A 14,060-nucleotide genomic window follows, 5' to 3' on the forward strand; every position below is an offset into this window, starting at 1 on the left:
TGGCTTTAAGATTTAAACCAATCAGCTATTTTTTCAAAAAATCCTTTTTGCTCTTGATGCATACCATCTTTAATTCCAAAACTTTCACTAAGTTTTTCTAAAAGTTCTTTTTGCTCATCATTTAAAGAGTGAGGAAATTTAATAGAAATTTGGACAATTTGATTACCTATGTAAGAGCTATGCACATCTTTTACTCCTTCTTTCTCAAGAACAAATCTTTGACCATCTTTAGCGCCTTTAGGTAAATTTAAAACCGCTTCTCCTCGTATAGTAGGAACTTTGACACTCTGGCCTAAAATGGCTTGAGTAAAAAATACTGGATATTCTATATATATATCATTCTCATCCCTTATAAAGGTTCTATCCTCATCAACAATAATTTTAACATATAAATCTCCTCTGGATCCATTCTTGATCATATTTCCTTTAGAATTAACTCTTAAATTCATTCCACTATCTATGCCTTCTGGAATATTAATTTCAACCTGATCTTTAATTTCTTCATAACCTTTACCCTTGCAATCATTACATTTTTCACGGATGCTTTCTCCACTACCTTGACACTCTGGACAAGTTTGCGCAAAAGTTATAAATCCTTGAGAAATTCCTACCTGTCCACTTCCCTTACATTTAGGACAAGTTTGAAGTTTTCCGTCTTTAGATCCTGTTCCTTGACAAGTTTTGCAAGAATTTTTATAAGCAAAATCTATATTTTTTTTACATCCAAATACAGCTTCTTTAAAATTTAATCTTAAATTAACAATTAAATCGCTTGCAAATTTTTCATCACTTGTTTTTTTTCGACGTTTTGAAAAACCATCTCCAAAAAAGCTAGAAAAAATATCTCCTAAGTCATCAAAACCCCCAAAACCAGAAGTGCTTCCAAAGCTTCCCCCTTTTAACCCATCCTTACCATACCTATCATAGATAGCACGTTTTTCATCATCACTTAAAACTTCATAAGCTTCATTAACTAATTTAAATTTATTTTCAGCTTCTTTATCTCCTTGATTTCTATCTGGATGATATTTCAAAGCCATTTTTCTATAAGCCTTTTTTATTCCGTCTTTGTCAGCATTTCGTGTAATTTCTAAAATCTCATAATAATCTAATTCCATAACCAAATCCTTAATTTTTGTAATAAAAAATATCAAAAAAAGCTAATTTTAGCAAAAATAAGCTCAATAATTTATCAAAATTTAAATAAAATTATGTAAATATTATTAAAACAGTAAAATAATAATGTAAGGAAAATATTATAATGATTAATGTATTAATGATAGAAGATGATCCTGATTTTGCACAACTTTTATCCGAATATCTAGCTCAATTTAACATAAAAATTACAAATTTTCAAACACCTAAAGAAGCTTTAAATATGGGGATGCAAGGCTATGATTGTTTGATTTTAGACTTAACTTTACCTGGAATAGATGGACTTGAAATCTGTAGAGAAATCAGACAAAAAAACAATATCCCTATTATCATTTCTTCAGCAAGAGGAGATCTTAGCGATAAGGTTGTGGGGCTTCAAATCGGTGCAGATGATTATCTTCCTAAGCCTTATGATCCTAAAGAAATGTATGCAAGAATCACAAGTCTTATTCGTCGCACAAAGAGAGTTGAAACTTCTAGTAATGAAAACATCAATTCTGCCTTTAAAATAGATGAAAGAAGACATGAAATCAGCTATAATGATAAAGTTTTAACTCTAACTCCAGCTGAATATGAAATTTTAGAATATCTTATTCAACAACACAGCTATAGTGTATCTAGAGAGCAACTTGTTAATCGTTGTAAAAATCTTAAAGATAAAGATTCTAAAAGTTTAGATGTAATTATTGGTCGATTAAGAACTAAAATAAATGATAGTTCTAAATCTCCAAAGCATATTTTTTCTGTTAGGGGAATAGGATATAAACTTATAGGATGATTCAAAAAAAATATTCTATTTATACTAAATTAGTTGTTTTATTTGTTGTAACCTTTCTTTTGGTTTGTATTCTTTTTATTGTTTTATTAAAAATTGAAGAAAATGCTTACGCCGAAGAAGGGGTTTTAAGACAAAAAAATCTTGTTAAGAATATGATAAATTCTTACAATTCAAATTTTAATATAGATGCTTACTTTAATAATAATAATTTTTCTATTGTAAAAAATTCAGATTTAATAAATGCCATTAAAGAAAATGGTGAAATTCTTTTTTATGATAACAATAATGAAATATGTCATTTTTTATCTTTAAAATATCATAATAATCTTTATGTTGATATTCAATGTGGCAATTTTAAAAAACTTTATAAAGAAAATATTAATGACAGAATTTATAATCTTTTATTGATAGGATTTTTCTTTTTTTCTTTTTTAGTTGTTTTTATGTATTTTTCGGTTTTAAAATCCTTAGAACCTCTTAAAAAACTTAGAAAACAAGTTGCAGAAGCAGCAAATGGAAAAAAACCTGATTTTATTGATTATCAAGAAGATGAAATAGGAAAAATTGCCTTTGAATTTAAAAAGGCTTTTATAAGAAATCAAGAATTAATACAATCAAGACAACTTTTTTTACGCACGATTATGCATGAATTAAAAACTCCTATAGGTAAAGGGAGGATCATTGCAGAAATGGTTAGAGAAGTCAAGCAAAAAGAAAGACTTATTGATATATTCTCACGCATGGATTCTTTAATTAATGAATTTGCAAAGATAGAAAATCTTTTTTCAAAAAACTATAATTTGCATTTCAAACCTGTCTATTTTAGCACTATACTAGAAGAAGCTAAAAATTATTTAATGAGAGATGATTTTAATAAAATTGTCAAAATTTATTTAAAAAGCGATGCTTTGATTAATGTTGATATGGAAATTTTTCCTTTAATATTAAAAAATTTAATCGACAATGCTTTAAAATATTCAAGTAATGGAACTTGTGAAATATACTCTCATCATCAATATTTTATTATACAAAATCCAGGACGAAAATTAAGCGAACCTATAGAATACTATTTTGAAGCTTTCACTCGAGAAAAAGATGAAAAAGTAAAGGGAATGGGATTGGGTCTTTATATCGTCTTTGAAGTATGCAAATTACATAATTTTGATATTATTTATTATTATGAAAATAACAAGCATTGTTTTAAAGTTTTTTTTGGAGAAAAAAAACATAATGAAACATAAAAATGATTTAGAAAAATTTAATAATTTAATTGAAAGTTTTTCAAATTTGCCTACTATAGGCAAAAAAACTGCTATTCGCCTTGCTTATTATATATGCATAAATAATCAACTTGAAGGTATGAAACTTGCACACAATATTGAAAATGCTTTACGCTTTATCAAACCCTGCCAGCAATGCGGATCTTTAAGTGAAAACGAACTATGCGGAATTTGTACTGATGAAGAAAGAAATAAAGACACTTTATGTATCGTTGAAACCCCTAAAGATATTCTTATTATAGAAGAAAGCAAAAGCTATCAAGGTTTATATTTTGTACTAGATGGGCTAGATAATGAAAAAATATCAAAGCTAGAAGAAATGATACTAAAGCAAAATAGCAAAGAATTAATTTTTGCTCTACCTCATAGTATTAACTCAGATGCAACTATTTTTTTTATTGAAGATAAATTTAAAAATTTAAATCTAAAATTTAGCAAAATTGCCCAAGGTATTCCAAGCGGAGTTAACCTTGAAAATGTCGATACTATTTCTTTAAATAAAGCTATTCAATACCGTACTAAAATTGAAATTTAACCTTTATAAGCATTATCTGCTAATTCTTGTAAAGAATAATTCCCAATTTTTTTATATTCAAAGCCTTCTTTTTTCAAATAATCAAGTAAAGTTTTTTTCATAATTTTACTTGATTTTACAATTTCACTAGAAAGTTGAAAGCTCATTGGCTTGATACGTTTAGGGATACAAGCTAAAATTTGAATTTGGGGCAAATCACCTGCCAATTCCATATATTGAAGAGTTTGAAGCATTTCAACTTCATGGGCGCTTCCGCTCCAATTAAGATTTTTTGGCATTGCTTCATAGGGAAAGAAAAATACATCTCCTATGTTTGCATTATCAGCATCAATACAGTCTATTAAAATTACTCTATCATAACTTGCAATGATATAACTTAACTGCAAAGCTAAAGTTCCACCATCTATAAATTTTATAGAATGAATAGGATGAGTGAATTTGTAATTTTTTTTCATAAAATTACAAACATGAACCCCTATGCCCTCATCTGCAAACATAATATTCCCTATGCCAAGCACAAGGAAATTCAATTTCTCTCCTCTTTAATATATTTATAACCACTAAAAATCGCATCCATGGCACCATTTTTACCTTTAACAGCGTTAAAAATTGCCATATAAACATGAATAGGAATAAAAATCATCACTACCCACATTAAAATTCTATGATAAATTCTAACTTCTGCCAATCCCCCTAATTTCGCTTCAATTGGCTTTAAAAGATCATATAATATCCCACCTAAACCTTCATGATAAGTATGAGTATAAAGAATAAGTCCTGTTAAAATAATACCCAACATTACAAGATAAAATAAAAAATAAGTCACAAATTGTAAAGGATTATAAATACCTCTTAAATGCGGGTGCTTACCTAAAAAAATATAAAATTTAATTTGACGAATCCAAAGTTTAACACTAAAAAGATCTAAAATAGAAACACGTTCTTTATGGCTGATTTTATCACAGAAAAAAAGATAAAATTTAAAAATAATACAAGCAATTAAAACAAATCCTATAGCTTGATGAACTAAACGATATTTAGCCTGTATAAAATTTACAGGCTCAAAACTGCTCATAGGACTTTGAAATACATAAGAAATATAGTATCCAGTTCCTATTAAAATTACTATAGCAATTGCTCGAATCCAATGTGTTAAACGTAAACCGATGCTAAATTCATATTCAGCTTTTCTTTGTAATTTTTCCTCTTTATTGCTCATAAAAAACCTCCTATAAATTTATATTGACTTTATATTCGCTTAAATTATTTCCTTTAGTATCCATAACATGCACAGCACAAGCTATGCAAGGATCGTAAGAATGAATTTTGCGTATAATCTCAAGTGGTTGTTTAACATCAGCTATTTTAAGACCTATTAAACATTGTTCATAACTTCCACCTATCCCATTAGCATCCTTTGGACTCGCATTCCAAGTTGAAGGGACTACAGCTTGCCAATTTTCAATTACTCCATTTTTTATTCTACACCAATGACTTAAAGTTCCCCTTGGCACATGACCCATATATCGCCCTCTATATTCACCATTAACCATTTTGCTTGTATCTGGGGTATAAGGCGCACAAGTAGTTTGATCTACTTTTAAATTCTCAACTAAATTATCAAAAGCTCTTAAAGCATTATTGGCTACAATTTTAGCTTCTAAACAACGCATAGCAGTCCTTCCAAGAGTGCTAAAAACAGCGTCTAAAGGAAGTCCCGTTTCTTTTAAAAACTCATCAACAACCCCAACAACATTTTTATTTCCTTTAGCATAATTAACCACTATATTTGCAAGAGGTCCAACTTGCATTGGATTTCCTTCATACCGTGGAGCTTTAATCCAACTATATTTTCCCTTAGTATCAAAAACTTTAGAATTAACTTTATTTCCATGATGATCTATGCTATCACCATCAATAAGTCCCGTATAATTTGGATTTGTTTTACCATCATAAGGATGTAAAGGTTCATTATCCACATACCAAGAATGAGTTGCCTCTTCAGTAATTTTATTTTCATCTACTTCATAAACTTTACTTAAATCTCCATTTTTAATTATGCCGCTTTCAAATAACCATTCATTTTTTCCAAGTTGAAATTCTTGAAAAGTAAATAGATTATTTACTCCAATATCATTTAATACACTGGCTTCATTTGCATAAGCTTTTCCTGCCATTACAAGATCTGGATAATAAGCGCGATTTACAAAATCTTGCACCTCTTGGAATTTACTCATATATTCTCCCATTCTTGAAGGATTTAAAAGATCCATAACACAAGTTACACCCCCAACAGTTAAACTTTGCGGATGTGGATTTTTTGCTCCAAAAATAGCCATACATTGAGCAATAATTCTTTGAATTCTTAAGCATTCTAAATAATGAGAAAGAACAATTAAATTTTCCTCTGGAGTCAAACGATAAGTTGGATGTCCATAATAAGCATTTGCAAAAGGTCCCAAATTGCCTTTATCTACAAAAATTTTAAGTCTTTGTTGCACTTCAAGAAGCTTATCAGCTCCTGTTGCATAAGGAATTGAAGTATATTTAAAAGCCTCATCACTCGCTTTTTTAGGATCAGCACTTAAAGCACTTACTACATCAGCCCAATCAAGTCCATGAAGTTGATAAAAATGCACTATATGGTCATGTAAAAAAAGAGCTGCATTCATCAAAGTCCTTGTAAGTAATGCATTTAAAGGAGGGATAATTCCTAAGGCATTTTCAACAGCTACAATACCTGCTTTATAATGAGAAAATGTACATACTCCGCAAATTCTTTGAGTCATAAAACCCGCATCTCTTGGATCTCTTCCTTTAACAATAGTTTCAATACCTCGCCATAAGGTAGAACCTGCATAAGCTTCTTTCACAATATTATCATCATCAACAACAACTTCAACTCTTAAATGCCCTTCAATTCTTGTAATTGGATCAACTATTATTTTTTGACTCATTCTTACTCCTCATTTTTTTTCATAGAAGCGATCACTGCATGAGCAGCAATTGCAACTCCTGTGAGTGTTAACACACCTATGCCTATTTTATCTGAAACACTATCAGCGCCCAAACCAAAAACTGTATCAAATTTATGACTTGCTAAAGGTTCTTCAAAAGGCCCCATATTATCCCAGAAATTTGGTTCAGAACATCCTATGCAACCATGTCCTGCTTGAATAGGCCAAGAAGTATGTTGATTAAATCTTTCTCTTGAGCAATTATTAAAAGTATAAGGTCCTTTACAACCTACCTTATAAAGACAATAACCATTTTTTGCACCCTCATCGCCAAAACTTTGCACAAATTCTCCCGCATCAAAATGTCCGCGTCTTTCACAAAGATCATGAATTCTTAAACCATAAGCCCATTTTGGTCTATTATAAACATCAAGTGCTGGAAGTTCTTTAAAAAGCAAAAGCTGCAAAACATTACCTACTATATTTTTTTCACTTGGAGGACAACCTGGAACATTAATCACTGTTTTATCAGTAACTTTACTTAAAGGTTGCGCGTTACTTGGATTCGGTCTTGCTGCTTGTATTCCCCCAAAAGAAGAACAGGTTCCAATAGCTAAAATCGCATAAGCATTTTCACTAGCTTTTTTACTAAGCTCATATCCAGTTTTTGCATGAGGTCCTATTGTAAGATAGTGCTCTTTATCTCCACATGGAATACCACCCTCTACCATTAAAACATATTGACCTTTATATTTTTCAATTGCATTTTCTAAATTTTCTTCTGCTTGCCAACCTGCAGCAGCCATTACAGTTTCATGATACTCTAAAGATATATAATCAAATATTAAACTATCTATTGTTGGTGTATCACTTCTTAATAAACTTTCACTACAACCTGTACATTCTGCCATATGTAGCCAAATAACGGGTAATCTATCGGCCAATTCAGCAGCTTTTGCTACCATAGGTGTAAAACTTGCCGGAAGTGCTAAAAAAGCTGTCATAGCTCCTGCCCATTTCATAAAATCCCTTCTGCTAAATCCAGCTTTTTCCAAAGCTTTAGGAATAGAAGAATTAGAATTTAAAGAAGGAAGCTTCTCAAGCGCCGCCAAACGAGACTCTATTTGATTATAATCGACCATGAAATTTTCCTTAAAAATAAAATTGTTATACTAATAATAAAACAATACGATTTAAAATTAAATAAAATTAAAATAATAAAAAAATATTTTTATATTTATTATTTTAAACCTTTTTTAATTTTCTAATTAAAAATCTAGCTGGATGAATACAAGAAATAAAATCTTTATCTATACACAAAGGCTCATCTCCAATTAGAGCACAAAGATAGCGTGCGGCTAATATAGATGTAGAAAAAGCTCGAGATCCATGAGCAAAATTTAAATAAAGATTGGGAATATTTTGAGGCAATTTCTGCTTTTTATTTTTTGTCCATAATAAATCTTTATAGCACTCTTTATAAAAATTTTCATCATAAGCAGCACCAATAATAGCAAATCGATCACTAGAATAAGATCTAAATCCTACTTTAGATCCCTTAAAAATTAATTTTTCATCACCTTTTAAAAATTCTTTAATATTTCTAATATTTTCTCTATCGTCTTCACTGTTAGGACTAAAACTGGAATTTAAACGATCATAACTCGCACCTATAACTTGTATTCCTTGATTTTTTGGACAAATATAAGCTTTAGATGAAAGTGGATATTGAATATCGCAAAAAGGCTCTAAATGAGTAACTTGACCACGAACTTTGCTCAAATTCATAAAATCATAAGATATAAAATCTTTAGTATCTGCACCCATAGCATAAATTAAAATTTCTGACTGATAATAATCCTTCATTCCATTAAAAAAAAGCTTAAAGGTGCCATTTTTATATTGATAATTCTCAAATTGATGATTAAAATAAATCTTAGCTTTACTTTTTTCAAATAAAGCTTGAACAAGTTTTTTTGGTTGGATGTGTCCACCATCTTGTAAAAATGCTTGATTTTTTTTAATATTAAATAAAATATTATTTTTTTGAGATAAAAAACGCTCCTGCATTAAATCATTATGTGCAATTTCTATAACTCCTTCTAATTTTAAATCCAAAATTTGGCGATAAAAACGATTGGCTTCAACTAAAGCAAGTTGAGAAAATTCACCTAAAGCAACACCTGGTTTTAAAATCAAAGAACTTAAAATTCCGCTTTCATTACCACTAGCACCCTCACCTAAACAAGCATTTTTTTCAAAAATACTAATTTTAAAACCTCTTAAAAAAAGCTCGTACGCTAAAACTGCTGCACAAATACCTGCACCTATAATCGCTACTTCTTTATTTTTTATTTTTTGAGAAACTCTTTTAAAATATGCTTCTTGAAACATTTCTTGTTCAGTTTTATTATTTTCAAAAAAAGCCTGAATCATTTCTCTTTTTCTAAATCCTTTGATTTTCCGAATGCAAAAACCATTTTTTTGAAGATTTTTTTGCAGTAAACTAGCTGCAGAAAATGTACAAAGCTGAGTTCCTTTTTTTGATAATCTTGCCACCTCAAATAATACATTATCATCAAAAATAGCTGAGTTTTTACTAGGAGAAAAACCATCTAAAAACCATACATTGGCTTTAAAATCAAGCTTTTTTAAAATTGAAATATCATCAAATATAAGATCTAAAAAACAATTTTTAAAATAAAATCGATAGTATCCCTCTTTACAAGGGGGATAAAATTTTAAAAAAGGCTCAAGCACTTCTTTAAAATCCTCATAAAACCCAAGTTTTTGATAAATTTCTCTTAATTTTTCTTTATCAATATAAAATTTTTCTATACTGATATAAAACAATCTTTTTTCATCATTTTGTTCCTTAAGAAACCTTTTTAAAGTTAGAAAAAAATTAAGCCCTATTCCAAAACCTGTTTCAGCGATAACAAATTGCTCTTTATTATCCCAATTAAAAGCTTCTGTATAAATATATTTACTCTCTTGTATTCCATCTTGTGAATTAAAATAAAAATCATCAAAATCAAGAGAAAAAGGTGTATTATCTTTAAAAATTATATTTGCTTTTTTCATTTAACGATTGTGATAAAAGTAGTTATCAACTCCATCAGCAATCCCTTTGGCTAAAATATCTTGAAAAGTTTTACTTGCGATTCTTTGACCTTCATTTGGGTGAGTAATATATCCTATTTCAATTAAAATTGCTGGCATTTGAGCTCCCACAAGAACCCAAAAAGGAGCTTCTCTCACTCCGCCATCAACAATTTTATATTTTTTTCTTGTTTGAGTTAATATATTTTTTTGTACATCAATAGCAAGTTTATTTGATGCTACAATTTTTTCACGATTTAAAAAATTCAAAATACTCTGTTTAGAAAAATAATTAATTTCTTCAAAATCCCCTTGATTTTCTTTTTCAGCTGCTTTTTTACTTCTTTCACTTCTAGCAGGGCTTAGAAAGAAAGTTTCTACACCTTCAGCACTTTTAGCTTTTTTTGCATTAGGTGCTGCATTAGCATGAACAGAAATAAACAAATCTGCTCTTTTATCATTAGCAAATTTAGTCCTATCTCTTAAATTGATAAATTGATCAGTACTTCTGGTATAAAGGACTCTATAGCCTCTTTTTTTAAGTTCATTTCCAAGTTTTAAGGCTGTGCTTAAAACAACATTTTTCTCTTTGAGAGTCCCTTGCTTGTTGCCTAAGGCTCCACTATCTTTTCCACCGTGTCCTGCATCAATAACAATAATTTTTTGTGATTTAAAATTATGAGTTAAGATATTTTTATTGTTATTATTTTTATTTTTTTTATCATCGCTATTGGATGTTTTTTTAACATCCTTTTGAAAACCTAAAGTTAAAGTTTTATCCTCTAAATTTTTAAAAATATTAAAATCTTTTGGAGAACTAAGAACAACTCTAACCGTTTTTGGATTATATTGCGTTACTGTAATATTATTTTTACCAAAAGTAAAATTTTTGCGATTTCCCTCTAAAACTCCCTTAAAACTTACAATTTGTCTAAAAAATTTTTGATCCTTAGAACTAAAAATTGAAATTTCATCATCGCTTAAATTATCACTTAAATTAAGTATAACAGAATTTGAAATTTTATCAACATCTAAAACATATAAAGGATCTTTTTTATCTTGTCTTGGCTTTTTTTCTTGAGAAACTTGTGCCTTAATTGGTTTGATTTCCTGCTTTTTTGGTAAATCTTTTTGGGTTACTTGAATTTCTTTTTTTGTATTTTTTATAGCAATATTAGACTGTTTTGAAATTTTTATTTTTTTATCATTAAAATCAAAAACAATAGGAATTCTTTCTTTAGCATAGATAACAATACGAATCGTCTTTGGATTAAATTGCGAGATGACTACTCGGTAATCATCCATCTTATATTCTTTTTTTCCTCCCTCTAAAATACCGCTAAAATCACTGATATAACGGAAATTTCCTTTTTCATCTAAAACAAAACTTTTAACATCTTTTTCACTTAAATTTGCATTAAGTCTTAGTTCAATGCTTTGATTGATTTTATTTGAATTTAAAATATAAATTTTATCATTTTCTTTTTTTACTTCTGAAAGATTATTTTGTATTTGTGGCTTTTTTTCTATCTTTTTATTAGTATCATGTTTTTTTTCATTCTTTGAAGTATTTTCTTGATTTTGAGTTTGTGAAAAAGTAGAAATTTCAGCATTATCTAAAGAATTATTTCTTTTTTTATCTTTAATAACAGCTTTTCTTAAAGCATTAATACTTGATTGACTAACTCCACTTTCTTTTAACTCTTCTGCATAAGATCGATCGTCTAAATTTAAAACATTTGAACTTATAATCAATCTTTTTAAAATTTCTATCTTGGTTTTTTCATCCTCATTAATAACGCTTTGAATATAAAGACTTTTTAATTGCTGATGAAATTTTATTTGTATATCAGTTTTAGATGTAATAAAATTATTATCAAAATTATCAAGTTCTTTTTCATATGCTCCAAAACAAATATTAACAAAAATAAAAAAGAAAAATAAAAATTTAATCATTCTTCACCATTAACAAGCTTATGTATTAATTCTTTAACACTGATTAATTTATCCAAACGATATCCATTTGCCCCTGTAAAAAATAATCCTGTCTCTTTTTTCCCAGACCATGCATCAAAAAGCCTATCAGCTATACAATATCCGACCTTTGTAGCCTCTTTTCCTCGACCACAAGGAGCTACACAATTGCTAATACAATTTATTTTAGGCCCCATTCTTTTATCTACTAAATCAAGCAAATTGGTTCTTACACCTCTAGCAGGATATCCTACTGGGGATTTAATAAGCTCTATATCTTCTTCTTTACAAGAAAGTAAAACATTTTTAAAATCATCACTGGCATCACACTCGAAAGTACCTATAAAACGCGTTCCCATCTGTACTCCACTTGCACCCAATGCGATCGCATTTTCAATATCTTTTTTATCCCAAATTCCTCCCGCTGCAATTACTGGAAATGAACCCCAATTTTTTGCTTCTTCAACTACTGGAGTGATTAATTTTTCTAATTGATAATTTGGATCAAGACACTGTTCATAAGTAAAACCTTGATGCCCACCACTTTTTGGCCCTTCAAGCACTATAGCATCTGGTAAACGATTATAACGATTTTGCCATCTTTTGCAAATAATTTTTAAAGCCTTAGCCGATGAAACAATAGGAACTAAAGCGACGTCTGGAAAATCCATAGTAAATTCTGGTAAATTTGTTGGAAGACCTGCACCCGAAACGATCACATTAAACCCGACTTCACAAGCATCTTTAGCAATTCTTGCATAATCATTGCTTGCACAAAGTATATTGCACCCCAAAGGTGCATCTCCACAAACTTTTCTAGCATTATCAATTAAAGCTTGTAAACCTTTTCTTGAATAAAAATTCTCACTACCATAAGGTTTAGCATTAAGCTCTTTGTTTACATAGGAGCGATTTTCATAATACCCTGTTCCAACAGATGAAATAATACCAAGACCACCATTTAAAGATACAGCTGAAGCTAGCTTATCCCAACTAATGCCTAAACCCATTCCTCCTTGAAAAATTGGATATTTAATTAAATGTTTTCCTATTTGAAGAGATTTAAAACTCATTCTTTAACCTTTAATTTTGCAAATTTTCTTTTACCCATTTGTAAAATATATTCTCCAGTATTTAATTGCATTTGTTCATCATTAATTTTTTGAGAATTCACACTCACTGCATTAGCACTTATACTTCTTCTTGCAGCAGAAGTTGAACTTTCTAATTCACACAATACCAATGCTTTGGCCAGCCAAATACCTTCACCTTTAAATTCAAATTCTTTAATTTCACTTGGCAAAGCATTAGCACTATGGATTCTATCAAATTCTTCTTTTGCAAATATTGCATCTTCTTTTGTATAAAAACGCTCAACAATTTCTAAAGCTAAATTTTCTTTAGCTTTTTTAGGATGCAATTTAGCATTTTTTATATCATTTTTTATAACTTCAAGTTCTTGTAAAGTTTTTTGACTCAAAAGTTCATAATATCTAAACATTAACTCATCACTAATGCTTAGAATTTTAGCATACATATCATTAGGTTTTTCTGTAACACCTATGTAATTATTTAAACTTTTGCTCATTTTATTAACACCATCTAATCCTTCTAAAAGAGGCATCATCATCACTGCTTGTTCTTTACCTACATTATAAATTCTTTGAAGATGTCTACCCATTAAAAGATTAAATTTTTGATCAGTCCCTCCCATTTCTATATCGCTTTTTAAAAAAACACTATCATAACCCTGAAGCAAGGGATATAAAAATTCACAAATACTAATAGAACTTTGTTCTTTAAAACGCTTTGTAAAATCATCTCGTTCAAGCATTCTAGCTACACTAAAAGTTGAAGTAAGTTCCACTAAACCACTAGCTCCAAGTTCATTAAGCCATACAGAATTAAATTTGATCTGAGTTTTTTCCTTATCTAAAATTTTAAAAACCTGTTTTTCATAAGTTTTTGCATTAATTAAAACCTGCTCTTTATCTAGTTTTTTTCTTGTAGCATTCTTACCGCTTGGATCGCCAATTTGACCTGTAAAATCGCCAATTAAAAATTGTACTATCGCTCCATGTTTTTGCAAAAAAGCCATCTTGTTTAAAACCACACTATGCCCTAAATGCAAATCAGGAGCTGTAGGATCAAAACCTGCTTTAACGAAAAAATTTTCACCCTTTTCATAATAATTTTTTATTAATGATTCTATTTTTTCTTCATCAATAATCTCTGCGCATCCTCTTTTAATTTCGGCTAAAATATCTTTTATATTCATT

The 14,060-nt window shown here is 29.3% G+C and carries 12 protein-coding genes; 3 read left to right on the forward strand and 9 right to left on the reverse strand.

Going from position 1 to position 14,060, the window contains the following annotated elements:
- Nucleotides 1-5 precede the first annotated feature (5 nt).
- Complete coding sequence (dnaJ, locus tag ACD570_RS06205) at nucleotides 6-1,118, reverse strand: molecular chaperone DnaJ (protein WP_337214062.1); 1,113 nt, start codon at nucleotides 1,116-1,118, stop codon at nucleotides 6-8.
- Between the two features lie 143 nt (nucleotides 1,119-1,261).
- Between dnaJ and ACD570_RS06210 the strand changes: the two genes are divergently transcribed.
- From ACD570_RS06210 to recR, 3 genes are read left to right on the forward strand one after another with little or no spacing between them, the layout of a single operon-like run.
- Nucleotides 1,262-1,933, forward strand: coding sequence for a response regulator transcription factor (locus tag ACD570_RS06210; protein ID WP_374262196.1), 672 nt, complete (start codon nucleotides 1,262-1,264; stop codon nucleotides 1,931-1,933).
- Nucleotides 1,933-3,174, forward strand: coding sequence for an ArsS family sensor histidine kinase (locus tag ACD570_RS06215; RefSeq protein WP_374262249.1), 1,242 nt, complete (start codon nucleotides 1,933-1,935; stop codon nucleotides 3,172-3,174). Before ACD570_RS06210 ends, ACD570_RS06215 begins: the two co-directional genes overlap by 1 nt.
- Nucleotides 3,164-3,748 (forward strand): recombination mediator RecR, encoded by a 585-nt coding sequence (gene recR / locus ACD570_RS06220; RefSeq protein ID WP_337197111.1) that lies wholly within the window; start codon nucleotides 3,164-3,166, stop codon nucleotides 3,746-3,748. The genes ACD570_RS06215 and recR overlap by 11 nt, the downstream gene beginning before the upstream one ends.
- On the opposite strand, the gene ACD570_RS06225 is transcribed toward recR, so the two are convergent.
- The 8 genes from ACD570_RS06225 to tyrS form a co-directional block, all read right to left on the reverse strand.
- A complete protein-coding gene (locus ACD570_RS06225) occupies nucleotides 3,745-4,278 on the reverse strand; it encodes a HyaD/HybD family hydrogenase maturation endopeptidase (protein ID WP_374262193.1) in 534 nt (177 codons plus the stop codon). The two genes, recR and ACD570_RS06225, sit on opposite strands and share 4 nt — an antisense overlap.
- Nucleotides 4,275-4,967, reverse strand: coding sequence for a Ni/Fe-hydrogenase, b-type cytochrome subunit (gene cybH, locus ACD570_RS06230; RefSeq protein WP_374262190.1), 693 nt, complete (start codon nucleotides 4,965-4,967; stop codon nucleotides 4,275-4,277). Before cybH ends, ACD570_RS06225 begins: the two co-directional genes overlap by 4 nt.
- 10 nt (nucleotides 4,968-4,977) lie before the next feature.
- The gene (locus ACD570_RS06235; protein ID WP_374262187.1) at nucleotides 4,978-6,705 is read right to left on the reverse strand and encodes a nickel-dependent hydrogenase large subunit; all 1,728 of its coding nucleotides are present in this window, start codon (nucleotides 6,703-6,705) and stop codon (nucleotides 4,978-4,980) included.
- Nucleotides 6,706-6,707: 2 nt separating this feature from the next.
- Nucleotides 6,708-7,847 (reverse strand): hydrogenase small subunit, encoded by a 1,140-nt coding sequence (locus ACD570_RS06240; RefSeq protein WP_200282721.1) that lies wholly within the window; start codon nucleotides 7,845-7,847, stop codon nucleotides 6,708-6,710.
- 103 nt (nucleotides 7,848-7,950) lie between these two features.
- A complete protein-coding gene (gene mnmC / locus ACD570_RS06245) occupies nucleotides 7,951-9,789 on the reverse strand; it encodes a bifunctional tRNA (5-methylaminomethyl-2-thiouridine)(34)-methyltransferase MnmD/FAD-dependent 5-carboxymethylaminomethyl-2-thiouridine(34) oxidoreductase MnmC (protein WP_417904237.1) in 1,839 nt (612 codons plus the stop codon).
- Complete coding sequence (locus ACD570_RS06250) at nucleotides 9,790-11,763, reverse strand: N-acetylmuramoyl-L-alanine amidase family protein (protein WP_417904238.1); 1,974 nt, start codon at nucleotides 11,761-11,763, stop codon at nucleotides 9,790-9,792.
- Nucleotides 11,760-12,854, reverse strand: coding sequence for a nitronate monooxygenase (locus ACD570_RS06255; RefSeq protein WP_200282730.1), 1,095 nt, complete (start codon nucleotides 12,852-12,854; stop codon nucleotides 11,760-11,762). Before ACD570_RS06255 ends, ACD570_RS06250 begins: the two co-directional genes overlap by 4 nt.
- Nucleotides 12,851-14,059 (reverse strand): tyrosine--tRNA ligase, encoded by a 1,209-nt coding sequence (gene tyrS, locus ACD570_RS06260; RefSeq protein WP_337198788.1) that lies wholly within the window; start codon nucleotides 14,057-14,059, stop codon nucleotides 12,851-12,853. The genes ACD570_RS06255 and tyrS overlap by 4 nt, the downstream gene beginning before the upstream one ends.
- Between the last annotated feature and the right edge of the window lies 1 nt (nucleotide 14,060).

This window comes from Campylobacter sp. LH-2024, from assembly GCF_048270605.1.
GTDB classification, from domain to species: domain Bacteria; phylum Campylobacterota; class Campylobacteria; order Campylobacterales; family Campylobacteraceae; genus Campylobacter_D; species Campylobacter_D molothri.